The sequence below is a fragment of the Marinobacterium arenosum genome (genome assembly GCF_019795155.1).
Taxonomy (GTDB): domain Bacteria; phylum Pseudomonadota; class Gammaproteobacteria; order Pseudomonadales; family Balneatricaceae; genus Marinobacterium_C; species Marinobacterium_C arenosum.
The window spans coordinates 152,326-174,494 of sequence record NZ_JAILYN010000004.1 but is presented as its reverse complement, the minus strand read 5'-3'; the positions used below and the strand labels follow the sequence as shown (position 1 = coordinate 174,494).

Below are 22,169 nucleotides of genomic sequence, written 5' to 3'. Positions count from 1 at the left end.
GATGCGATCAATACGGCCTACCCCGAAACCCGGATCCAGCTCTGTATTGTTCACATGGTGCGTAATTCGGTCAAATACGTGCCGTGGAAGGACTACAAGGCGGTCACCTCCGATCTGAAGCGGGCCTAGCAGCCTGTCGGACTTAACACTAATCTACTCGGCTCTGGCTTCCTGCTTTGCCCTAACTCCTGCATCCATGCAGTCGTGCGGGAAAGCGGATATTGTCATCTTTCTCGAACGACTTCGTTAAATAGCTCGCTATTCGCCTTAATCGTTCGAAAAATCTGCCTCAATCCCGCTTTCCCTCGCTACGATCGGTCAAGTCCTACAGGCTACTAGAGCACGCCGTCGCTCAGCTGGCCGTCGATCTGGCGCCAGATGCCGAGCGGGTTGGCATTCTGCAGTGCCGGTGGCAGCAGCGGGTCGGGGGTGTTCTGATAGCTGACCGGCCGCACCCAGCGCTCGATCGCCCGGCTGCCGACCGAGCTGCTACGACTGTCGGTCGCGGCGGGGTAGGGGCCGCCGTGGGTCATGCTGTGGCAGACCTCGACCCCGGTCGGCCAGCCATCGAACAGGATCCGGCCGACCTTGTGCGGCAGCAGCGCCATCAGTTGGCCGGTCAGCGGGTCGTTCGCCTGGGCGCCGTGCAGGGTGCTGGTCAGGTGGCCCTGCAGACGGCGGGTGACCGCCAGCAGCTGGTCGGCATCGCGGCAGCAGACCAGCAGGGCGCAGGGGCCGAACACCTCCTCCTCCAGCATCGGGTCGGCCAGCCAGGTGTCAGCGCTGACCTTGAACAGGGCGGTCTGTACCTGAATGTCATCACCGGGCTGGCCTTGGCCGATCTGCCGGGTGGCCGGATGGGCCCGCAGTTGTTCCAACTGGCGGCGGTAACTCCGGCCGATAGCTGCGGTCAGCATCGGGCGGGCCGGCTGCTTGCTCAACAGTTGGGCCGCTTGTGCCTGGAACGCCTCCAGCGCCGGGCTGTCGATGGCGATCAGCAGGCCCGGGTTGGTGCAGAACTGGCCGCAGCCCATATTCAGCGATTGCACGAACTCGCTGGCCAGTGCCGCGCCATTCTGTTGCAGCGCCGCCGGCAGCAGGTAGACCGGGTTGACCGAGCCCAGCTCGCCGTAGAACGGGATTGGCTGCGGCCGCCGGCTGGCCAGGTCGAACAGCGCCCGGCCGGCACCCAGCGAGCCGGTGAAGCCGACCGCCTGGATCGCCGGGTGCTGCACCAGTGTGGCGCCCAGCTGGTGGCGGGTGCCGCTGAGCAGTGAGAACACCCCGGCCGGCAGGCCGCAGGCTTCGATGGCGGCGTTGATCGCCCGACCGACCAGTTCGCTGGTACCGGGGTGGGCCGGATGGCCCTTGACGATCACCGGGCAGCCGGCGGCCAGGGCCGAGGCGGTATCGCCGCCGGCCACCGAGAATGCCAACGGGAAGTTGGAGGCGCCGAACACCGCCACCGGGCCCAGCGGCTGCTGGATCAGCCGGATATCCGGCTTGGCCAGCGGTTGCCGGGTCGGGTCGGCACGGTCGATCGAGGCGCGCACCCAGCTGCCGTCACGCAGCAGGTTGGCGAACAGTTGCAGCTGGCCGGTGGTGCGGCTCAGCTCGCCATTGATGCGCAGCTCCGGCAGCGCGGTTTCGGCGCAGGCGCGGGCGACGATCGCCTCGCGGCGCTGTTCCAGCTGTTCGGCGATGCAGTCCAGCAACAGTGCCCGCTGGCGGTCGCTCAGCTGGCTGTAGGGCAGGAAGGCGGCAGCCGCGGCCTCGGCGGCAGCGGCCACCTCCTGATCGCCGTTTTCCGGGAACAGGCCCGGCAGCGGCTGGTTAAGGCGCGGGTCCTGCGCCTGGAAGCCCTCTGGGCTGCTGATCGGCTGGCCGGCGATAAAGGCGGCGCCCGTGATGGCGGTCATGCGGATCTCCTTCTGATTTTGATTTTTTGCGGCTTATCTGGTGGTTTATTTGGCTGCTTATTTGACTTCGAAGCCGTGTGCGTAGGGATCGTCGTTATCGACCCAGATGGTGTTGTGGCCGTAGACCTGCGCCCAGCCCTGTACGCTGGGCAGGATGGCGTCGTACGCGCCAACCCGGCTGGCGGCCTCGATACGGCCCTCGAACAGGCTGCCGATAATGCTCTCGTGGACGAACGCGTCGCCGACATTCAGTTTGCCTTTGGCGTACCACTGCGCCATCCGGGCGCTGGTGCCGGTGCCGCAGGGCGAGCGGTCGATGGCGCGGTCGCCGTAGAACACCGCGTTGCGGGCGTGGGCGCCGGGCTGGCGCGGATCGCCGGTCCAGAGCACGTGGGACACGCCGCATACCGTCGGATCGTCGGGATGAATACACTCGACTGCCTGGTCGACCGCCTGGCGCACCAGCGGGCTCAACTGCAGGATCTGATCGGCGCTGTAGTGTTCCAGGCCGGCAAAGTTCCGCTGTGGGTCGACGATGGCGTAGAAGTTGCCGCCGTAGGCGACATCCACCACCAGTTCCCCCATCTGCGGCACCTCGACCACCACCTCGCTGTGGGCCAGGTAGGCGGCGACATTGAAGATCCGCACCCGCTCCACCTTGGCGCCGTTCTGCTGGTATTCGATGCGGATCTGCCCGGCCGGTACATCGAGAATCAGCTGGCCCGGGGTGCGTGGAATGATCAGTGCGTTCTCGATCGCCGCGGTGACGGTGCCGATGGTGCCGTGACCGCACATCGGCAGGCAGCCGCTGGTTTCGATAAACAGCACCGAGGCGTCGGCCTCCGCCGAGCAGGGCGGATAGAGGATCGAGCCGGACATCATCGAGTGGCCGCGCGGCTCGAACATCAACGCCTGCCGGATCCAGTCATGGTGCTGCAGGAAGTCCTGCCGCTTCTCGCTCATGGTGCGGCCCTTCAGCATCGGGTAGCCGCCGGCGACCAGTCGCACCGGGTTGCCGCAGGTGTGGGCATCGATGCAGAAAAACGTGCCTTCTCTCATTCCGATCTCCTGTTGTTCTTGTTTTCTCACGGTGATGGGCCTTGCTTGAAGTTTGTACAATTATCACTGATTGTATATTTTATACAATAATTTTGAGCGACAATGGAACCAAAAAAGATGAAACGACCGGACACGGATATAGCGGTGGTGGGGGCCGGGGTGGTCGGCCTCTGTTGTGCGATTGCGCTGCAAAGGGCCGGCTACCGGGTGGTCCTGATCGACCGGGACGGCGTCGGCGAGGGCTGCTCCAAGGGCAATGCTGGCCACTTCGCCACCGAGCAGGTGTTGCCGCTGGCGACGCCAGGGTTGCTGGGCAAGATTCCGGGCATGCTGCTCGATCCGCTGGGCCCGGTGTCGATCCGCTGGTCCTACCTGCACCGGATCGCCCCCTGGCTGATCCGCTTCATGCTGAATACCCGCCAGCGACCGTTTGCCGCCGGCGCCCAGGCGCTGCAATCGCTGAACCAGGGGGCGTTGGCGGCCTGGCAGCGGTTGCTCGAGGAGGTTGACGCTACGGATATGCTGCGGGTTGAAGGCTCGTTGCTGGTGTTCGAGCAGCAACAGACGCTGCAGGGCTACCAGCCTACGCTGGCACAACTGCGCCAACATGGCGTTCAGGCGCAGCTATTGTCTGGCGACCAGGTACGCGAACTGGAACCGCAGCTGGCGGGCCGGATCGAGCACGGGGTGCTGTTCCCCGAGACCGGCCACACCGCCAACCCCTATCGGTTGTGCCAGCGGTTGGCGAGCTATTTCCGCCAGCTGGGCGGCCAGTTTCTACAGCAGGAGGTGCAGGCGGTACAGCTGACCGACCAAGGCTGCCGGTTGCGGTTGGCCGACGGCGACTGGCAGCTGCCGCAACTGTTGCTGACCACCGGAGCCTGGTCGAAACCCTTTGTGCAGCAACTGACCGGTCGTTCTCTGCCGCTGGATACCGAACGCGGTTACCACCTGATGCTGCCGGCAGCGGCCGATCAGCTGCGGATCCCGGTAACCTCCGCCGAGCGGTGTTTCATCATGACGCCGATGGAGGAGGGCTTGCGGCTGGCCGGTACCGTCGAGTTCGGCGGCCTGCACAAGCCGGCCAATATGAAACGGGCCGAGATGCTGTTGCTGCATGCCCGTGCGCTGCTGCCAACAGTCGATGAGCGTCCCGGCGAGCGCTGGATGGGGTTTCGGCCGTCGCTACCCGACTCGCTGCCGGTGATCGACCGGGCCGGGCCGCGCGGCCAGGTGTTGCTTGCCTTCGGCCATCAGCATCTGGGGCTGACCCAGGCCGCGCTGACCGCAGAGCTGGTGCTGGCCCTGCAGCAGCAGAAGGCCCCTGCGGTCGACCTGAGCCCATTCCGGCTTGGCCGTTTTTCTTGACTAGCAGGTCAATTTTACTGTCGAGCCGATCTGCGGCTGACAGCTCTTGAGAGCTAAAAAATTTTACAAAATGTATATTGTATAAAATATACATTGGTTCTAGAGTGACAACTGTTCGAATTTCAGCCGCTGCCAACCGGTGGCGGTAACCACAACCTCCGGAGGTTTATGCGAGATGAAAAAAACAATAAAAGCGCTCTCTGCCCTGTCCCTTGGCTTTCTGCTGGCCAACCCCGCCCAGTCGGCTGATCGGCTGACCGTGGTGTCCTGGGGGGGCGCCTTCACCAAGAGTCAGGTCGAGGCCTACCACAAGCCGTTTACCGCCAAGACCGGTATTGAGATCCTGTCGGAAGATTTCAGCGGTGGCCTGGCGGAGATCAAGGCGCAGGTCGAGGCCGGTAAGGTGACCTGGGACCTGGTGTCGCTGGATAAGCCGGATATCGTGCGTGGCTGTGCCGAAGGGTTGCTGGAACCGTTCAACCCGTCGCTGCTGCTGGCTGGTGAGGACGGTACCCCGGCGAAGCAGGACTTCGTTCGTGGCGCGCTGCATGAGTGCGCCATCTCGTCGATCGTGGTATCCAATATTTTGGCCTTCGATGAGAGCCGCTTCCCGCAGGGCGCGGCCCCGAGCAAGCTGACCGACCTGTTCGACCTGAGCAAGTTTCCTGGCCGGCGGGCATTGCAGAAACAGCCGCAGGGCAACCTCGAGTGGGCGTTGATGGCCGACGGTGTTGCGCCCGAGCAGGTCTACCCGCTGCTGGAGACCCGCGAGGGGCGTGACCGAGCGTTCCGCAAGCTGGACAGCATCAAGGACAATGTCATCTGGTGGACCACCGGCGCCCAGCCGCCACAGATGTTGGCCGATGGCGAGGTGGTGATGTCGTCGGCGTTTAATGGCCGGATCTACAATGCCCAGAAGAAAGAGGGCAAGCCGTTCCGCATCATCTGGGATCATCAGATCGGTTACATGAACGGCTGGGCGATTCCGAAAGGCAGCCCCAACAAGGCCAAGGCGTTGGAGTTCATCCAGTTCTCCTCCGGCACCACTCCGCTGGCTGAACAGGCCAAGTGGACCGCCTACGGTCCGACCCGCGTCTCCTCCACCAAGATTCTGGATGCCGAGCTGGTCGCCAGCCTGCCGACCGCACCGGCCAACTTCAAAAACGCTTTCCTGTTCAATGATGAATGGTGGACCGACTACGCCGACGAGCTGAACGAAGAGTTCAACACCTGGCTGGCCAACTAAAGGACTATCGGCCGGCGCGATATGTAACGTCGATCGAGCTTCGACCGGCGTCAAGCGGGTTGCCGCCAGGCGGCAGCCCGCATTCGGCACGCCAGTGTGCCGCACGCCGGTTTTGGTGGCGTGCGGTTTTTTACTGTCTAGCCGCTTCGGCCCTCAACCCATGTCCCAATATTCAAAAAATAAGGAGAAGCAGATGCGGATTATCGATGCGCAACAGGTAGCAGGCGTGATGGCGTTCGATGGCCTGATCGGCGCCCTGCGCGAGGCCTTCGCCGGCAGCTTCGGCATGCCGCAGCGCCAGCTCTACCCGCTCGATCCGCAACATGGCCATGGCGATGCCTTCGCCGTGCTGCCGGCCTGGAACGAGCAGCTGGTCGGGGTGAAGGCGTTCACCTACTACCCGGACAATCCGGCCCGAGGTCTGCCGACTCTGGCATCAAAGATCTTGCTGTTCAAACGCGATAGTGGTGCACCGCTGGCGCTGGTGGACGGTACCGAGGTGACCTATTGGCGTACCGCCGCTGCCTCGGCCCTGGCGGCGGACTACCTGGCCCGGCCGGATACCCGCCGGCTGCTGCTGTGTGGCACCGGCAAACTGGCACCCTATATGGCGCTGGCCCACGCCCAGGTTCGCGGCATCGATGAGGTGATGATCTGGGGACGGGATGCAGAAAAGGCGAAGCTGACGCTGCAGCAGATCCAGGCCCGCCGGCCGGGTCTGCGCTGTCGTCTGGTCGAGGATCTGCCTGCCGCCACTGCCGAGGCCGATATCATCAGCTGCGCCACCGGTGCCGCTGTACCGCTGATCCTGGGGGACTGGGTACAGCCCGGCTGCCATGTGGACCTGGTCGGCAACCATGCCGCCGACCGGCGCGAATGCGACAGCACACTGGTGGAACGCAGCCGGGTGTTCGTCGACAGCCGCAGCAATGTGCTGAACGAGGCCGGCGAACTGTTGATCCCGATCGCCGAAGGACGTTTCAGCGTTGCGGGTGTGGCGGCGGAACTGGCCGAACTCTGTGCCGGCAGACGGGCTGGGCGGCAGAGCGATAACGAGATCACGCTCTATAAATCGGTCGGCACCGCGTTGGCCGATCTGGCGGCCGCGCATTGGGTGGTCCGGCAGTTGGCCGAATAGCAAAGGGATCAATCAATAGAAATCAATTAATAGACATGAAAAAGGCCGCTATGCGGCCTTTTTCCAGTGAGAGCGGGTTGGGCGGTTCAGTACAGCGCCTTCTCGTCCTTGACCACCTCTTTGAGCACCTGCAGGAACAGGCGGTCGGCATCACTGTGCTCGGCCGGGATCTTGACGCTGGTGGTGGCGGACAGCTCGTCGGCGATCTTCACATCGGCGTGGTCCTCACCGATATATTTGCGGGCGATCTCCAACGCCTTCGGAGAGATTTCCGGGTCTACCAGCACCTTGCGGATAAAGCCCATCAGCTCTTTGATAACCCGTTCTTTATTTTTAATTTCGGCAACGCTCATTATTCGTCTCCTGATAAAAATCAGCTGCGATCACTATAACCGGTTGCGGCGCTGACTGCATCAGCCAGCGATGTGGCGCGCGACTTTCGGGCGACGTCAAAGGTTATTGGTGGCAGTTTTGTTCAATTGTTGGCCGGTTGCTCAGCAAAGCCATTTGCCAAGCAGGGGTATTTGGCCGGATAAGGCGAAATATAAGGCTTTTTAATGAGTATTTACGGCCTTTACTCGGTTGATCAAATTTTATCAAGATGCGAGAATTTCGTGCTTACTTTTTCGACCTGAGGCCAGTAGGTTACCCCGAACGCCTGCGGAGCGGACATTGGAACTGTCCCGCCGTTCAGATCAGGTCTGCCGGCTGAGCGATCCTCAGCTCTGGCAAGCACCCGAACGTCAGCCGCTTTTTTGTTCATTTCCAGGAAAAGTAACGTATAGGGTCGAGTGTCACCCACACTCGGCTGCGGGCTGCGTTCACCGTTGCAGAAACTGAGAACTGTTAGGCCTCCAGTGTACTGCTGGGGCTAAATAGAGGGTTAAACAGTGGAATTACTTTCAGGCGCAGAAATGGTTATACGCGCGCTCAGAGATGAGGGCGTGAAGTACATCTATGGCTATCCGGGTGGCGCACTACTGCACGTCTACGATGCCATCTTCCAGCAGGATGATGTACAGCACATTCTGGTACGCCACGAACAGGCTGCAACTCATATGGCGGATGCTTACGCGCGTGCCACCGGCAAGGCCGGTGTTGCGCTGGTGACATCCGGACCGGGTGCGACGAACGCCGTGACAGGTATTGCCACGGCGTACATGGATTCCATCCCGATGGTGGTAATCACCGGCCAGGTTATGTCTTTCCTGATCGGTGAAGATGCGTTCCAGGAGACCGATATGATCGGTATCTCCCGGCCGATCGTGAAGCACAGCTTCAGTGTTCAGCATCCGGAAGAGATTCCGGCCACTATCAAGAAGGCGTTCCATATCGCGCAGACCGGTCGTCCTGGGCCGGTCGTGGTGGATATTCCGAAGGATATGACAACGCCGACCGAACGGTACGAATATGAGTATCCGAAGAGCGTCAAGCTGCGCTCTTACAATCCAGTCAACCGTGGCCACAGTGGTCAGATCAAGAAAGCGGTGGACCTGCTGTTGTCGGCCCGGCGGCCGGTGATCTACAGCGGCGGCGGCATCATCATGGGCGACGCCCACGAAGAGCTGACCGAGCTGGCGCAGGCGCTGAACTACCCGGTGACCAACACCCTGATGGGGCTGGGCGGTTATCCGGGCATGGACCGCCAGTTCATCGGCATGCTGGGCATGCACGGCAGCTACGAAGCCAACATGGCGATGCACCACAGCGATGTGATCCTGGCGGTGGGCGCGCGCTTCGACGACCGTGTTACCAACGCCGTCGACAAGTTCTGTCCGACCTCCAAGATCATCCATGTGGATATCGATCCGGCGTCGATCTCCAAGACCGTCTCGGTCGACATCCCGATCGTCGGGCCGGCCAAGGAAGTGCTGAAGGAGATGATCCAGCTGGTCAAATCCGCCAAGGAACAGCCGGACGCCGAGGCCAACAAGCTGTGGTGGGAGCAGATCGACGAGTGGCGCGCCCGCCACGGCGGCCGCTATCGCACCGACGACTCCGAGCTGATGAAACCGCAGCAGGTGATCGAGACGCTGTGCGACGTCACCAACGGCGATGCCTTCGTCTGCTCCGACGTCGGTCAGCACCAGATGTTCGCGGCTCAGTACTACAAGTTCAACAAACCCAAGCGTTGGATCAACTCCGGCGGCCTCGGCACCATGGGCTTCGGCCTGCCGGCGGCGATGGGCGTTAAGCTGAACTTCCCGGATGCCGACGTGGCCTGCGTCACCGGCGAGGGCAGTATCCAGATGAATATCCAGGAGCTGTCCACCTGCAGTCAGTACGACATGCCGGTGAAGATCCTCTGTCTGAACAACCAGTCGCTGGGTATGGTGCGCCAGTGGCAGGACATGAACTACGAGTCCCGCCACAGCCAGTCCTACATGCGTTCGTTGCCGGATTTCGTCAAGCTGGTGGAATCCTACGGCCATGTCGGTATGAAGGTGGACAAGTTCTCCGACCTGGAAGCGGCGATGAAGGAAGCGTTCGCGCTGAAGGATCGCCTGGTGTTCATGGATATCGCGGTCGACCCGTTCGAGCACGTCTACCCGATGCAGGTACCGCGTGGTTCCATGCGTGACATGTGGCTGACCAAGACGGAGAGAACTTAAGGATGCGCCATATCATTTCAGTTCTGATGGAAAACGAACCGGGTGCGCTGTCCCGCGTTGTGGGCCTGTTCTCCCAGCGTAACTTCAACATCGAGTCGCTGAACGTAGCGCCGACCGAAGACTCCACCCTGTCCCGTCTGACGGTAACCACCATCGGCGACGACCGGGTAGTGGAGCAGATCACCAAGCAGCTGAATAAGCTGATCGACGTGGTCAAGGTGGTCGATCTGACCGAAGGCGATCACATCGAGCGCGAGCTGATGATGATCAAGCTGAAGGCCAACAGTGGTTCGGCCCGCGAGGAGATCAAGCGTACCGCCGATATCTTCCGCGGCCAGATCATCGACGCCACGCCGAACATCTTCACGGTGCAGCTGATCGGCTCCAGCGACAAGCTGGACGCGTTTATCACCGCACTGACCGGCACCACGGTGTTGGAGGTGGTCCGCTCCGGTGTCTCCGGCATCAGCCGCGGCGAGAAGGTATTGAGCCTGTAAGGGCTACACGCTTGTCGCTACAAGCGGCACGTTCACCAAAATGCCGGTCGGGGAAACCCGCCCGGCATTTTTTATGCCCCTTCGGGGAGCTGCAAGAGTAAAGCTGCAAGCTTTACGCCGCAGACCCCACTTGGGACAGGCTTTGGTGGAAGGCGTGGTAGATTTGGTAATGGTGATCGTGGCTGAACCGGCCCGGACGGAGCCGCTTTCGGTAACTCATGTAGGAGCGGATTTATCCGCGACCAGAGGTGGTTTCCGTCAATGACATACCCGGTCGCCCGCAGCGCTCAAGGGGCATACCAAATGGGCTGCTACGAGATAGAGACTGTCGGGTAAGACTTAGAAGAAACAAAAAAACCGGAGCCACAGGCTCCGGTTTTTTCGTTTGCCAACCCCTTGGCGGGAGTTGTGATCTATTCGATCGGAGAAGGCTTAGTTCTTCTCTTTGTCGACCAGCTTGTTGGCAGCGATCCACGGCATCATGCCGCGCAGCTGTTCGCCTACCTGCTCGATACCGTGTGCCGCGTTGTTGCGACGGCGAGCGGTCATGGACGGGTAGTTGGTCTGACCTTCGGTGATGAACATCTTGGCGTATTCGCCGTCCTGGATGCGCTTCAGCGCGTTGCGCATCGCTTCGCGGGACTGTTCGTTGATCACTTCCGGACCGGTTACGTACTCACCGTACTCCGCATTGTTGGAGATCGAGTAGTTCATGTTGGCGATGCCGCCTTCGTACATCAGGTCGACGATCAGCTTCAGTTCGTGCAGACACTCGAAGTAAGCCATCTCCGGCGCGTAACCGGCTTCAACCAGGGTTTCGAAACCGGCTTTAACCAGCTCGACACAGCCGCCGCACAGGACCGCCTGCTCACCGAACAGGTCGGTTTCGGTCTCGTCCTTGAAGGTGGTCTCGATGATACCGGTACGACCACCGCCAACGCCGGAAGCGTAGGACAGGGCAACGTTCTTCGCGTTACCGGATGCGTCCTGGAAGATCGCGATCAGGTCCGGGATACCGCCGCCTTTGACGAACTCGGAGCGTACGGTGTGACCCGGCGCCTTCGGCGCGATCATGATCACGTCCAGGTCGGCACGCGGTTCGATCTGGTTGTAGTGGATGGAGAAACCGTGTGCGAATGCCAGGGTCGCGCCCTGCTTGATGTTCGGCTCGATCTCGTTCTTGTACAGCTGGCCCTGGAACTCGTCCGGAGTCAGGATCATCACCAGGTCGGCGGAAGCAACGGCTTCGGCAACGTCGGCAACTTTCAGGCCGGCGGATTCAGCTTTGGCGCGGGAGGAGGAGCCGGCACGCAGGCCGACAGTCACGTCCACGCCGGAATCCTTCAGGTTGCACGCGTGCGCGTGGCCCTGGGAGCCGTAACCGATGATGGAAACTTTCTTGCCCTGGATGATGGAGAGATCGCAATCTTTGTCGTAATAAACCTGCATGGTTCTATCCCGGATTTAAGCGTTAATAGGTGGGACCCGACGGATCGGCGCCGAGTCGATGGGCTAACGATAGGCGATCCGGGTTGTTGCGTAAAATGATATATATGCAATGTAGTGTCCCGATTTACGCATCGTAGTATTATCTGAGAAACCAGCGGTGACGAGTGGACAGTTCATAGTCAACAGTGGAGGTGCTCGGCGACTTCTCAATGTGGCTGCTGCCTTGCTGGGCCCGTGACTGTGCACTGGAAACTGTTAACTCAACACTGGTAACTCCCCTATGGATATCCGCACCCTGAAGCAGTTCCTGACCCTGGCCGACACCCTGCATTTCGGCCGTGCCAGCGAGCTGAGCCATGTCAGCTCGTCGGCGTTGAGCCGCTCGATCAAGCAGTTGGAGGAGACGCTCGGGGTGGCGCTGTTCGAACGCGACAATCGCACCGTGACGTTGACCCGCGAAGGGGAGAAATTCCAGGCCTATGCCCGTGATGCGGTGGACGGCTGGGAGGCGATCCGCAACGAGTTGATGGCCGGCACCGGCGAGCTGCATGGCGAGATCAGCATGTATTGCTCGGTAACCGCCAGCTACAGCTTCCTGTATGAGATGCTCAGCCAGTTCCGCAGTCTGTACCCGCGCATCGAGATCAAGCTGCACACCGGCGACCCGGAGCACGCCATCGCCCGGATCCAGGCCGGCCAGGAGGATATCAGCATCGCCGCCCGGCCGGAGCAGCTGGCGGCCGATATCGCCTTCAAGCCGATCGCCGAGTCGCCGCTGCTGTTTATCGCCCCACTGGCCGAGCCCACCCTGGACGCCTTGTTGAGTGGGCCTTTGACCGCCGAGTACTGGGCCCGTATCCCGATGATCCTGTCCGAGTCCGGCGTGTCGCGCCAGCGGCTGGATCGCTGGTTCCGCAGCCAGGGGATCAAGCCGACCATCTATGCCCAGGTGGCCGGCAACGAGGCGATCGTCAGCATGGTCAGCCTCGGTTTCGGTGTCGGCGTGGTGCCAAAGATCGTGCTGGACAACAGCCCGCTGGCCGAGCGGGTGCGGGTGCTGGACGTACAACCACAGCTGGAGCCGTACCAGGTTGGCCTGTTTGCGCTGGAGAAAAAACTGAAAAGCCCGCTGATCAGCGCGTTCTGGTCGCAGCTACCGGAGGGTGAGGAGGTTACCCATCGCTAGTCAACACCGGGGCCGCCGGCCCGGGATTGCTCGGTCGGCGCATGAAACGGCAACAGCAGCATGCCGTCGAGCCGGTCGACCCGGCGCGGGTCCGGCTCGTCCGGCAGGCCGATTTGCATCCCCCGGTGGCCGTCCTTCGGCTGGGCGGCATAGCTGCCGAACAGCCGGTCCCAGATACTGAGGTTGAAACCGAAGTTACGGTGCATCTCATTGAGATGGATGGAGTGGTGCACCCGGTGCATATCGGGCGTCACCAGCAGCCGTCGCAGCCCGTTATCCAGCGCTGGTGGCAGCTGCACATTGCCGTGATTGAACATCGCCATGCCGTTGAGGATCAGCTCGAACAGCAGCACCGCCAGCAGCGGTGGGCCGAGCAGCAGGATCGCCGCCGACTTGATCAGCATCGACAACAGGATCTCCAGCGGATGGAAACGCAGCCCGGTGGTCAGGTCGTAGTCCAGGTCGGCGTGGTGTACCCGGTGCAGCCGCCATAGCCAGGGCAGTTGGTGGAATAAGCGGTGCTGCCAGTAGATCAGCAGGTCCAGCGCGGTGACCGACAGCAGCAGCGCCAGCCACAGCGGCAGCTCGACATGGTTCAGCAACCCCCAGCCGTGTATTTGCGCCCAGGCGGCCACGCCGACAGCCGCCGCGGGGAATAGCAACCGCAGCAGCAGCGAGTTCAGCAACACCAGCGCCAGGTTATTGCTCCAGCGCCGCCAGCGGGTCAACCGCAGGGTTCGGCAGGGCGTACGCCACTCCCAGCCCGCCATCGCCATGAAAACGCCGAAAAACATCCCGAGGCGCAGTGTCGCCTCGTGCGCCAGTAACCACTGCTCCATCTGTTCCACCTGTTGCTTCAACCACCGGTTGGAAACCGTTTATAGAGTCATGGTTCCATCAATGTGGGCTAAAAGAAACAGCGTGCAGTAGGGGAAGCTGCAGGAACGCAGCCACAGTTGCTTGCAGCTTGGTGAGAGAATGAAGAAAAGCGCCCCGGCGGATGGCCGGGGCGTTGTCTCTATAAGATATCAAGCAGTAGCCGGGGCGTGCTCCGGATGGGTGTTGTGGACATGGTGCTTGTCGTCCACATGCTTGATACCCAGGTTGGCGAAGAACGCCACCACCAGCAGGCCCGCCATCGCGTACATGGTGGTGTTGTACAGGCTGGAGGTCGGGTCCACGGTGCCCGGCGGGGCGATCTCCATCAGTTTGCCGATAGTGACGGTGTTGGTGGCGATCAGCGTCTGTAGCTGGTCCAGCCCGGCGCCGAAGGCCTGCTGGAACTGCTGCGGGTCCACCTTGGCGGCCAGCGAGTGCAGCGCATCTTCCAGCGATAGCTGGCGCAGGTGGGTGATGGCGAACGGCCCCAGTACCCCGGCGGTGCTCCAGGCGGTCAGCAGTCGGCCGTGGATGCCGCCGACATGCAGGGTGCCGAAGATGTCGGCCAGGTAAGCGGGAATGGTGGCGAAACCGCCGCCGTACATGGTGAAGATGGTCATGGTGGCGCCGTAGAACAGCACCAGCCACATCACCGACGGGGCGACGCTGACCTGAGTGGCGACATAGGGTATCGACAGGTAGAGCAGCATCCCCAGCAGGAAGAAGCAGTGGTAGGTGTTCTTGCGGCCGATAAAGTCCGACATCGAGGCCCAGAAGAAGCGGCCGACCATGTTGAACACACTGATCATCAACACGTAGGTGGCGGCGAAGCCGGCGTCGACGATGCCCGGCAGGGTCGAACCGAAGATCTCGGTCATCATCGTCTTGGCGACCCCGATCACGCCGATGCCGGCGGTCACGTTCAGGCAGAGCACCAACCACATGCGATAGAACTGCGGGGTTCTCAGCGCCTGGTCGATATGTACGTGGTTGTCGCTGATCATCTTCTTCTTGGATTTTTCATCGGTCGGCGGGGTCCAGCCGGCCGGTGCCCAGCCGCTCGGCGGTACCCGGTAGGAGAACGCGGCGACGGTCATGATCAGGAAATAGACGATGCCCAGGGTCAGGAACACGCTGGCCACTCCGGTATCGCCGGTACCCACCACATAGACCCCCTCCGGGCCCGGAATCGGCATCTTGGCCATGTCGGCGGCGCTCGCCACCACCACTTCGACCTTCTGGCCCGCCACTTCGGCGTAGCGGCGGCCGGCCTCGGTCACCAGCCTGATATCGGCCAGCTTGCCGAGGTACTGCGGGGCTTCATAGAACACCGACAGCAGCCAGGTTTTCAGCGGCGCACCGATCATCGCGCCGCCGCCGAAGCCCATGATCGCCATGCCGGTGGCCATACCGCGCCGGTCCGGGAACCAGCGGATCAGGGTACTGACCGGTGATACGTAGGCCAGCCCGAGGCCGCAGCCGCCGATGGCGCCGTAGCCGAGATAGACCAGCCAAAGCTGGTGGTAGGCGATCCCCAGGCTGCCGATCAGGAAACCGCCGCCCCAGCAGATCGCGGCTAGGAAGCCGACCATCCGCGGACCGACCTCCTCCAGCCACTTACCGCCGATGGCGGCCGCCAGGCCGAGGAACACGATGGCGGTCGAGAAGATCCAGACCACCGAACTGAGCGTCCAGTCGTCGGCGGCGCTGGCCACCACGCCGATCTGCTTGACCAGCGGCGGGTTGAAGATGCTCCAGGCGTAGACCGATCCGATACAGAGATGGATCGCGATGGATGCGGGCGGTACCAGCCAGCGGTTGAAGCCCGGCTTGGCGACGATGCGATCCTTCATCAGAAAGGCCAAGGGCCCTGCAGACTCAGACATATGACTCCACTCCTAATCTTATTGTTGTTATCCAGGCGGCCGCGCATCGCGCACGGCCGTGGGATACCAGAGCAAGTCATGGGCCAGTCAGGAAAACTCTTTTTTTAATAAGGGGTTGGCTGGAAAGAGCGGCGTCCTACCTATTGGCAGCGGGTCAAAGTGACCCGCTGTTTTCGGCCGGTTGGGTCATTTTGGCCCGCTCGGTTTTTTGGGTTTCGTCGACTTTGTCAGCTTCGCCGGCCTGTTGCAGCCAGAGATAGAAGCAGCTGCCGTGGCCGGGCCGGGAGCGCACGTCGATCTCGGCATCCATCTGCTGCAGTAATGAGTAGCTGACCGACAGCCCCAGGCCGGTGCCGCCCTGGCTCTGGCTGTAGAAGGGGTCGAAGATCCGCTCCAGCTGCGCGGCGGCGATGCCGCAGCCGTTGTCCCGTACCGTCAGCAGCAGGCCCCGGTCGCGCCAGTTGCGACTGCGGATGGCCAAACTGCCGCCGGGCTCCATAGCATTGACCGCGTTGACGATCAGGTTGATCAGCACCTGCTGCAGCGACTGACGGTGGCCAAGCACCGGCCGCGAGGCACGCAGATCCAGTCGTAATGCGATCCGTTTTCGGGCCAGGTCATGCTTGACCAGCGCCCGGGTGTCCTCGACCACCCGGTTGGCATCCAGCGCCGACAGCGGCGCGCGGTAATCGCCGGGTCGCGAGAACTGCAGCAGGTTGTTGATGATCGCCCGGATCCGTTCCACCTGCTCGACGATCAGTTGCGCCTCCGCCGCCACCGGTTGGCCGGCCTCGCCCAGTTCGCTCATCATCAGGTCCAGGTAGCCGAGGATCACCGCGGTCGGGTTGTTGATCTCGTGGGCGATGCCGGCGGTCAGCTGGCCGATCGCCGCCAGCTTGCCTTTGGCCACCAGTTGCTCGCGGGTGCGCTGCAGCAGGGCGATATGGCGGCGCAGCTGCTCGGTGCGCTCGGCCACCTTCAGTTCCAGCTGCTCGGCCGCCGCCTGGATCTGGTCGTGCTGCCGTTCCAGCTGGTCGAGCATTTGGTTGAATTGCCGCGCCAGCATGGTCAGCTCGTCGCCGTCGGCTGGCGGCACCATTCGCAACCGGCGACCGGCGCGGATGTCGGTGATCACCGCCGCCATCGCCTCGATCGGCCGGAAGATCGCCCGGGCGCCGCGCAGCGCCAGCAGTACGCAGCCCGCCAGTAGCAGCGTGAACAGTGCCAGCAGCTGCCACAGCCAGCGGTACAGCTCCGCCTTGAACGGCGCTTCCGAGAAGCCGCTGTACAGCATGCCGACCCGCCGACCATGGACGTCGCTGATCGGCGCATAGCCGGAGATATACCAGTCGCTGACCACGAAGGCGCGGTCGAGCCAGCGTTCGCCCCGTTCCAGCACCTGGGCGCGTACCTCGGCAGAGACCCGGGTGCCCAACGCGCGCCGTTGCGGCTGCTGGCGGTGCGGCACGTTGGTGCTGATCCGTACATCGTCGAGGAACAGCGTCACGGTGCCCAGACTGCCGGCCAGCAGCGAGCCCTCGCCGTACACGGTCTCCTTCAGCCGGTCGACGAAATTGATGTTGCGGTTCATCAGCAGGCCGGCGGTCAGCAGGGCGCTGACCCGGCCACGGCTATCCAGCAGCGGATAGACAACGTGCAGCAGCATGCCACGGTCTTCGACGGTACGCCGGCTCGGTTTGGCATGTTCGGTGGCGATCAGCGGCAGCCGGGCCTGCTCGGCCAGATCAGGTGACAGTTGCTGCAGTTGGAGCTGCGAAAACAGTTCGATCCCGCTACCGCGCTCACCGCGCAGCGCCGCATCAATCAGCGGGCCGGCCGGATACCGGCAGTCGTCCGGCGCCAGCAGATCACAGCGGCGCCGGTCCAGCAGGCGGACGTAATCAAAGCCCTGCTGTTGGCGTAGCCGTTCCAGCTGGAGTGCCAGTTCGCTGACCGCCAGCGCCGAGCGGTGCTGCTGCAGCAGCGTCAGTTGCTGGCGCAGAGGTTGTGCTTCGGCCGCCAGTGCCAGTTGCAGCAGGAAACGCTCGTGGGTGGCCTGGAAACTGGACAGGGCCACCGCCAGGTCGGTGTTGGCCTTCATCAGCAGCTGGCGGTAGCCCAGTTCGCTGCTCCACAGCCAGGCCATCAGGCTGACCACCGGCAGTACCAGCAGCAGCGGCAACAGCGCCAGCCGCAGCAGCCGCTTACGGATACTGTGCGGTAGTTGCTCAGCCATCACTGCGGCGCTGCAGTTTGCGGTCCAGCGTCTTGCGGCCGATGCCGAGCTGCTCGGCGGCGCGGCTCTTGTTGCCCTGCTGCCGTGCCAATACCCGCTCGATATGGTGCCGCTCGACCTGGGACAGCGACCAGTCCGGCGGATAGCCGCTTCGCGGTTCGGCGGTCGAGCGGCTGTCAGCTTGGGGCGACAGCATCTGATGGGGCAGGCTGCCGAGCAGCATGCAGCGCTCCAGCAGGTTGCGCAGTTCGCGCACGTTGCCGGGCCAATGGTACTGCTGCAGCGCCTGGATATCCGGTTGGCTCAACGGCAGCGGCGGCAGGCCGAGTTCCTGGGCCAACTGGCCGCCCAGGTACTGCGCCAATGGGGCGATATCCTCGCATCGCTGGCGTAACGGCGGCAGTTGCAGCGGCAGCACATTGAGGCGGTAGAACAAGTCGGCGCGAAATTCGCCCTGCTCGACCGCCTGCTGTAGCGAGCGGTTGCTGGCTGCAACGATCCGCACATCCACCGTGCGGGCCTGCTCGGAGCCGACCGGACGGATCTTGCCCTCCTCCAGTACCCGCAACAGCTTGGCCTGCATCAGTAGTGGCATCTCCGCCAGTTCGTCCAGGAACAGGGTGCCGCCGTCGGCGTAGCTGAATAGCCCCTGGCGGGGTTGGCCGGCGCCGGTGAAGGCGCCCTTGGTATGGCCGAACAGCTCCGATTCGATCAATTCGGCGGCGACGGCGCCGCAGTTCAGCGGTACGAACGGTCCCTTGCGGCCGCTGAGCTGGTGCAGCGCGGCGGCGACCAGCTCCTTGCCGGTGCCGGTTTCGCCCTCGATCAGTACCGCCGAGCGGGTCGGCGCCACCCGCGCCACCAGTTCGCGCAACTGGCCGATCTGCGGGCTTTCGCCGATCATCATCCGCTGATCGGCGAGCTGCGGCAGACGGCGTCGGTAGATATAGTTCTCGCGTGCCAGTTGCAGCCGCTCGAAGCAGCGACGCACCGCCGCCAGCATCTGCTCCAGCCGGAAAGGTTTGAGAATGAAGTCGCTGGCGCCCAGGCGGACCGCTTGCAAGGCGTTGTCCAGCTCGGCGAAGCCGGTCATGAAGATCAATTCGCTGCCGACGCCCTGTTCGTCCAGAGCACGGGCCCAGTCGATGCCGGATTGCCCCGGCATGCAGATATCGACGATCAGCAGATCGAAGTGCCGTCGCCGACGCAGTTGCTCGGCCTCCTCGCTGGAGCGGGCGATCGCCACCTGGGCGTAGTGCCGGCTGAGTGCCCGGCAGAGGAAATCGCAGATGCCGGCTTCATCGTCGACGATCAGGATGGAGAACGGCGCCAGTTCCGGGTCGCCGGCGGCGACTGCGCCTTCGGGGTGCTTATCCATAGCCAATCCATATCTTAGGAACCTGCGAACAAGTCCCTTATGTTCTCTGCGGGCGCTAGAACGGCCAGATGCGCGAAAGGCAGCGTAGCGGAATGACGCGTCCTTTCCAAGCTGCCTGACAAAGCAGATGGCCGTTATAGAGCCCGCCCTCCGGGGCTTTCGGTGGTCCGGCACCCGGGCGATCAGAGCTCTGTGTTAACGATTTTCGCCGGACAACCAGTACGCCTGTAATCGTTGCCTTGATCTCTGACCGCTCCGAAAGCCAGAGGCCCAAGGGACTTGTTCGCAGGTTCCCTTATTGCTGGACTGGGCCTACTCTAACATCGGCGACGGCCATCGCCCCTGCGTCTTTTGGCGAGTTTTTTGTAAGTTTTTTGGTAACTCTTTTGCTGAAACTTATTGAATGGGGCGGTGAAGGACCGCCGTCCGGGGTGGAGCGGCGGCCATGGCGGGACGTTGCTAAGACAAGCGGTCAGTGGCTGGCGATCAGCCGCTGCACCATCGCCTCCGGGCCTTCCGGCAGGCCAGTTTCGCTGAACAGGATCCGTCCCTGTTCGTCAAGCACGACGAACTTGTTGCTGTGCGCCATCTCGCCGTTGGCGATTTTCTTGTATTTGATATCCAGCGCCATCGCCAGCGAACGCACATCCTCTGCGGAGCCGCGCAGCAGCTCCCAGCGGGACAGGTCCAGGCCGCGTTTGTCGGCGAACTGGCGCAGCACTTCGGCGCTGTCCTGTTCCGGCGTCAGCGACACCAGCACGAAGCCGACTTTGTCCTGCCAGTCTGCCGGCAGCGCTTTCTCCATCAGTTGCAGGTCGGCAACCAGCGCCGGGCAGACATGCAGGCAGTTGGTGTAGATCATCGCCACCACCTGGCGCTTGCCCTGTAGCTGGGGCAGCATGAAGTGCTGGGCGGATTCGTCCTGCCAGTGGCTGTCCAGCAGGTACAGCGAATTATCCGGCAGTTCGGCCTGAGCACCACCGCTGACCAGCAGGCCGGCGAGCAACAGTTTCTTGAACAGTTTCATCATTCGTTCTCCTTAACATCGATATCGGCTGCGCAACGGAAGCCCAGGTTCTGCAGCGTGAAGCGTGCCTGCAGGCTGGAGCGGAATCCGAAGCGCATAAAGGCGGCATAGTCGCTGGGATCGGCGGCCCCGGCGGCCCCTGCACCGCAGAAGAATTTCTGGTCGATCACGCTGTCACCGCGAGACTCGCCGGTTACCAGCGTGGCATTGAAATCCTCGGTCCACTCCCAGATCAGGCCATGCATGTCCTGGACCCCCCAGAAATTGGCCGGTTGCTGGCCCACCGGGCGTAGCCCGGCGCTGCCGGGGCGGGCGTACCAATCGAGGATGCGCTGGTTATAGCCCGGTTCTCGGCTACCGTTGGCAGCGGTCTCGCTGGCGCGAGCGGCAAACTCCCACTCGGCGACGGTCGGCAGCCGTTTATCCTGCCAGCGGCAGTAAGCCTGGGCGGCAAACCAGGACACCCGGCTGACCGGCTGTTGCAGCTGCTCAGCCGCCGGCTGCCGGCCTTGCGTGCCCGGCAGCCAGTGGGCCAGATACTGCGATTCAGCGAACAGCGACGCAATCCGCTCCGGCGCCCAGCGTGGATTCGCCTGCACGAACGTCAGGAACGCCTGGTTGGTGACCGGCCGCCGGTCCAGCTTGAACGGCGCCACCTCCACCAGCGGGCTATCGTCGCTGAGGTAGAGCGGCCGGTAACTGCCGGCCGGCAACGTTGTCATTTCGGCTGCGCTGGCCGCCATCGGCAGGGCGGCCAGGCAGAGCCACGCCAGGGCTTTCATCAGTGTTCAGCCGCGCCGGCCAACTGAACCTTGCTGCCTTCCTTGCGCCGCGTGGCGACCTGTTTCGGACTGATCTGGCCACCCTTGTTGTCCCAGCTGTTGAGCACGTAGGTCAGCACGTTGGCCACCTCGGCGTCGCTCATTCGCATTGCCGGCATCACGCTGTTGTATTTATTGCCGTTGACGGTGAGCTTGCCGCTCAGGCCATGCAATACGATGTCGATGGCGCGGGTCGGGTCGGCATTGAGGAAGTCGGAGTTGGCCAGCGGCGGGAACGCCGCCGGTACGCCAACCCCACCCGGCTGATGGCAGGCCTGGCAGTTCTGCTCGTACAGCCGTTGACCGAAGCGGATCTGTTCCGCCTTGTTGCTGGCCAGCTTCGGTGCCGGTGCGGCTTCGCTCAGCTCCTGAATGGTGGAGCCTTCCGGCAGATAGACGCTGTCGGCCTGCTTACCGGAGTAGGCGATCTTGTCCTCGGGACCATCCACTTTCATCATCCCCAGTGCGCCCTTGTTGAACGCCCGGAAGATCGAGTGGTCGACCAGGATGAAGTTGCCCGGCACATCCAGCTTGAATTCGGCGATAGCCGAACCACCGGCCGGTATCAGCGTGGTCTGCACGTTCTCGTTGACCGAGCTGCCCCCCTCCACCTGCACCTTGTCGAAGATCTCACCGATCACATGGAACGAGGACACCAGGTTCGGGCCGCCGTTGCCGACGTAGAGGCGTACGGTTTCGCCGACGTTGGCGGTCAGCGCATTGTCGCCGGTCAGGGCGCCGACCGAGCCGTTGAACACCACGTAGTCGGCGTCTTCATGGATCGCCTTCTCCATATCGAACGGCTGCAGCCCCTCTTCGCCGTACGCGCCCTTGGTGTAGAAGTCACCCTGCATCACGTAGTACTCGCGATCGACCGGTGGCAGCCCCTCCTCGGGCTCCACCAGGATCAGGCCGTACATGCCGTTGGCGATATGCATGCCGACCGGTGCGGTGGCGCAGTGGTAGACATAAAGGCCGGGATTCAGCGCCTTGAAGCTGAAGGTGGAGGTGTGGCCGGGCGCGGTGAAGGAGGAGACCGCACCACCGCCGGGGCCGGTCACCGCGTGCAGGTCGATATTGTGCGGCATCTTCGAGCTGGGGTGGTTGGACAGGTGGAATTCCACCTGGTCACCTTCCCGTACCCGGATGAATTTGCCGGGTACTGAACCGCCGAAGGTCCAGAAGTTGTACTCGACGCCATCGGACATTTTCATGACCTTTTCGACCGTCTCCAGCTTGACCACTACCTTCGCGGCATGGTCGCGGGTAATCGCCGGCGGCACCATCGGCGGGGTGGTCAGGTTGGCGTCGACAACCGGCAGATCGCCGGCAAGGGCATTAAAGGATAGCGCCAGCGACATTGCGGCACAGAGAGAGCGGAGCTTCATAGGAATCCCTCCCGATAGGAAAATTGGAAACTCCGGGGCAGTCTATGGCTCTACGACCAAGGTGCAAGATGACGATTGTC

At 62.6% G+C, this 22,169-nt stretch carries 17 protein-coding genes and 1 pseudogene; 7 read left to right on the top strand and 11 right to left on the bottom strand.

Going from position 1 to position 22,169, the window contains the following annotated elements:
- Window positions 1–120, top strand: a pseudogene (locus K6T12_RS03375) (transposase); the annotation flags it as partial.
- A 215-nt stretch (window positions 121–335) separates the two neighbouring features.
- Here K6T12_RS03375 and K6T12_RS03370 read toward each other — a convergent pair.
- Window positions 336–1,919, bottom strand: a complete 1,584-nt coding sequence (locus K6T12_RS03370) for an aldehyde dehydrogenase (NADP(+)) (protein WP_222219471.1) — start codon at window positions 1,917–1,919, stop codon at window positions 336–338.
- A 57-nt stretch (window positions 1,920–1,976) separates the two neighbouring features.
- On the bottom strand, window positions 1,977–2,978 hold the full coding sequence (locus K6T12_RS03365) for a 4-hydroxyproline epimerase (RefSeq protein ID WP_222219469.1): 1,002 nt from the start codon (window positions 2,976–2,978) through the stop codon (window positions 1,977–1,979).
- A 117-nt stretch (window positions 2,979–3,095) separates the two neighbouring features.
- Here K6T12_RS03365 and K6T12_RS03360 point away from each other — a divergent pair, with 117 nt between their 5' ends.
- From K6T12_RS03360 to K6T12_RS03350, 3 genes are all read left to right on the top strand, one after another.
- Complete coding sequence (locus K6T12_RS03360; protein WP_222219467.1) at window positions 3,096–4,346, top strand: NAD(P)/FAD-dependent oxidoreductase; 1,251 nt, start codon at window positions 3,096–3,098, stop codon at window positions 4,344–4,346.
- 175 nt (window positions 4,347–4,521) lie between these two features.
- Window positions 4,522–5,592, top strand: a complete 1,071-nt coding sequence (locus K6T12_RS03355) for a polyamine ABC transporter substrate-binding protein (RefSeq protein ID WP_222219465.1) — start codon at window positions 4,522–4,524, stop codon at window positions 5,590–5,592.
- 193 nt (window positions 5,593–5,785) lie between these two features.
- Window positions 5,786–6,730, top strand: a complete 945-nt coding sequence (locus tag K6T12_RS03350) for an ornithine cyclodeaminase family protein (RefSeq protein ID WP_222219463.1) — start codon at window positions 5,786–5,788, stop codon at window positions 6,728–6,730.
- An 86-nt stretch (window positions 6,731–6,816) separates the two neighbouring features.
- Here K6T12_RS03350 and K6T12_RS03345 read toward each other — a convergent pair whose 3' ends face one another.
- Window positions 6,817–7,083 carry a hypothetical protein gene (locus K6T12_RS03345; protein ID WP_222219461.1) on the bottom strand — a complete coding sequence of 89 codons (267 nt, stop codon included), beginning with the start codon at window positions 7,081–7,083 and terminating at the stop codon, window positions 6,817–6,819.
- A 537-nt stretch (window positions 7,084–7,620) separates the two neighbouring features.
- Between K6T12_RS03345 and K6T12_RS03340 the strand changes: the two genes are divergently transcribed.
- Together K6T12_RS03340 and ilvN are read left to right on the top strand one after the other, a co-directional pair.
- Window positions 7,621–9,342 carry an acetolactate synthase 3 large subunit gene (locus tag K6T12_RS03340; protein ID WP_222219459.1) on the top strand — a complete coding sequence of 574 codons (1,722 nt, stop codon included), beginning with the start codon at window positions 7,621–7,623 and terminating at the stop codon, window positions 9,340–9,342.
- A gap of 2 nt (window positions 9,343–9,344) precedes the next feature.
- Window positions 9,345–9,839, top strand: coding sequence for an acetolactate synthase small subunit (gene ilvN, locus K6T12_RS03335; protein WP_222219457.1), 495 nt, complete (start codon window positions 9,345–9,347; stop codon window positions 9,837–9,839).
- 432 nt (window positions 9,840–10,271) lie between these two features.
- Here ilvN and ilvC read toward each other — a convergent pair whose 3' ends face one another.
- The gene (gene ilvC, locus K6T12_RS03330) at window positions 10,272–11,288 is read right to left on the bottom strand and encodes a ketol-acid reductoisomerase (RefSeq protein WP_222219455.1); all 1,017 of its coding nucleotides are present in this window, start codon (window positions 11,286–11,288) and stop codon (window positions 10,272–10,274) included.
- A 280-nt stretch (window positions 11,289–11,568) separates the two neighbouring features.
- Here ilvC and ilvY point away from each other — a divergent pair, with 280 nt between their 5' ends.
- Entirely contained in the window at window positions 11,569–12,474 is a 906-nt protein-coding gene (gene ilvY, locus K6T12_RS03325) for an HTH-type transcriptional activator IlvY (protein WP_222219453.1), read from the top strand.
- Here ilvY and K6T12_RS03320 read toward each other — a convergent pair.
- The 7 genes from K6T12_RS03320 to nirK form a co-directional block, all read right to left on the bottom strand.
- Entirely contained in the window at window positions 12,471–13,313 is an 843-nt protein-coding gene (locus K6T12_RS03320; RefSeq protein ID WP_222219451.1) for a sterol desaturase family protein, read from the bottom strand. The two genes, ilvY and K6T12_RS03320, sit on opposite strands and share 4 nt — an antisense overlap.
- A gap of 189 nt (window positions 13,314–13,502) precedes the next feature.
- Window positions 13,503–15,239 (bottom strand): OFA family MFS transporter, encoded by a 1,737-nt coding sequence (locus K6T12_RS03315; RefSeq protein ID WP_222219450.1) that lies wholly within the window; start codon window positions 15,237–15,239, stop codon window positions 13,503–13,505.
- A 154-nt stretch (window positions 15,240–15,393) separates the two neighbouring features.
- Window positions 15,394–17,475, bottom strand: a complete 2,082-nt coding sequence (locus tag K6T12_RS03310; RefSeq protein WP_222219448.1) for a sensor histidine kinase — start codon at window positions 17,473–17,475, stop codon at window positions 15,394–15,396.
- On the bottom strand, window positions 17,468–18,853 hold the full coding sequence (locus tag K6T12_RS03305; RefSeq protein ID WP_222219446.1) for a sigma-54-dependent transcriptional regulator: 1,386 nt from the start codon (window positions 18,851–18,853) through the stop codon (window positions 17,468–17,470). Before K6T12_RS03305 ends, K6T12_RS03310 begins: the two co-directional genes overlap by 8 nt.
- Window positions 18,854–19,325: 472 nt before the next feature.
- Window positions 19,326–19,883 (bottom strand): SCO family protein, encoded by a 558-nt coding sequence (locus K6T12_RS03300; RefSeq protein ID WP_255611509.1) that lies wholly within the window; start codon window positions 19,881–19,883, stop codon window positions 19,326–19,328.
- Window positions 19,880–20,662 carry a formylglycine-generating enzyme family protein gene (locus K6T12_RS03295; protein WP_222219444.1) on the bottom strand — a complete coding sequence of 261 codons (783 nt, stop codon included), beginning with the start codon at window positions 20,660–20,662 and terminating at the stop codon, window positions 19,880–19,882. The genes K6T12_RS03300 and K6T12_RS03295 overlap by 4 nt, the downstream gene beginning before the upstream one ends.
- The gene (gene nirK / locus K6T12_RS03290) at window positions 20,662–22,089 is read right to left on the bottom strand and encodes a copper-containing nitrite reductase (protein WP_222219442.1); all 1,428 of its coding nucleotides are present in this window, start codon (window positions 22,087–22,089) and stop codon (window positions 20,662–20,664) included. The genes K6T12_RS03295 and nirK overlap by 1 nt, the downstream gene beginning before the upstream one ends.
- Window positions 22,090–22,169 lie beyond the last annotated feature (80 nt).

Coding starts and splice junctions, on each gene's coding strand:
- K6T12_RS03360 (WP_222219467.1), top strand. CDS start 3,096: ATGAAACGACCGGACACGGATATAGCGGTGGTGGGGGCCGGGGTGGTC.
- K6T12_RS03355 (WP_222219465.1), top strand. CDS start 4,522: ATGAAAAAAACAATAAAAGCGCTCTCTGCCCTGTCCCTTGGCTTTCTG.
- nirK (WP_222219442.1), bottom strand. CDS start 22,089: ATGAAGCTCCGCTCTCTCTGTGCCGCAATGTCGCTGGCGCTATCCTTT.
- K6T12_RS03350 (WP_222219463.1), top strand. CDS start 5,786: ATGCGGATTATCGATGCGCAACAGGTAGCAGGCGTGATGGCGTTCGAT.
- K6T12_RS03365 (WP_222219469.1), bottom strand. CDS start 2,978: ATGAGAGAAGGCACGTTTTTCTGCATCGATGCCCACACCTGCGGCAAC.
- K6T12_RS03305 (WP_222219446.1), bottom strand. CDS start 18,853: ATGGATAAGCACCCCGAAGGCGCAGTCGCCGCCGGCGACCCGGAACTG.
- K6T12_RS03345 (WP_222219461.1), bottom strand. CDS start 7,083: ATGAGCGTTGCCGAAATTAAAAATAAAGAACGGGTTATCAAAGAGCTG.
- K6T12_RS03295 (WP_222219444.1), bottom strand. CDS start 20,662: ATGAAAGCCCTGGCGTGGCTCTGCCTGGCCGCCCTGCCGATGGCGGCC.
- K6T12_RS03370 (WP_222219471.1), bottom strand. CDS start 1,919: ATGACCGCCATCACGGGCGCCGCCTTTATCGCCGGCCAGCCGATCAGC.
- K6T12_RS03310 (WP_222219448.1), bottom strand. CDS start 17,475: ATGGCTGAGCAACTACCGCACAGTATCCGTAAGCGGCTGCTGCGGCTG.
- K6T12_RS03320 (WP_222219451.1), bottom strand. CDS start 13,313: ATGGAGCAGTGGTTACTGGCGCACGAGGCGACACTGCGCCTCGGGATG.
- ilvN (WP_222219457.1), top strand. CDS start 9,345: ATGCGCCATATCATTTCAGTTCTGATGGAAAACGAACCGGGTGCGCTG.
- ilvC (WP_222219455.1), bottom strand. CDS start 11,288: ATGCAGGTTTATTACGACAAAGATTGCGATCTCTCCATCATCCAGGGC.
- K6T12_RS03300 (WP_255611509.1), bottom strand. CDS start 19,883: ATGATGAAACTGTTCAAGAAACTGTTGCTCGCCGGCCTGCTGGTCAGC.
- ilvY (WP_222219453.1), top strand. CDS start 11,569: ATGGATATCCGCACCCTGAAGCAGTTCCTGACCCTGGCCGACACCCTG.
- K6T12_RS03315 (WP_222219450.1), bottom strand. CDS start 15,239: ATGTCTGAGTCTGCAGGGCCCTTGGCCTTTCTGATGAAGGATCGCATC.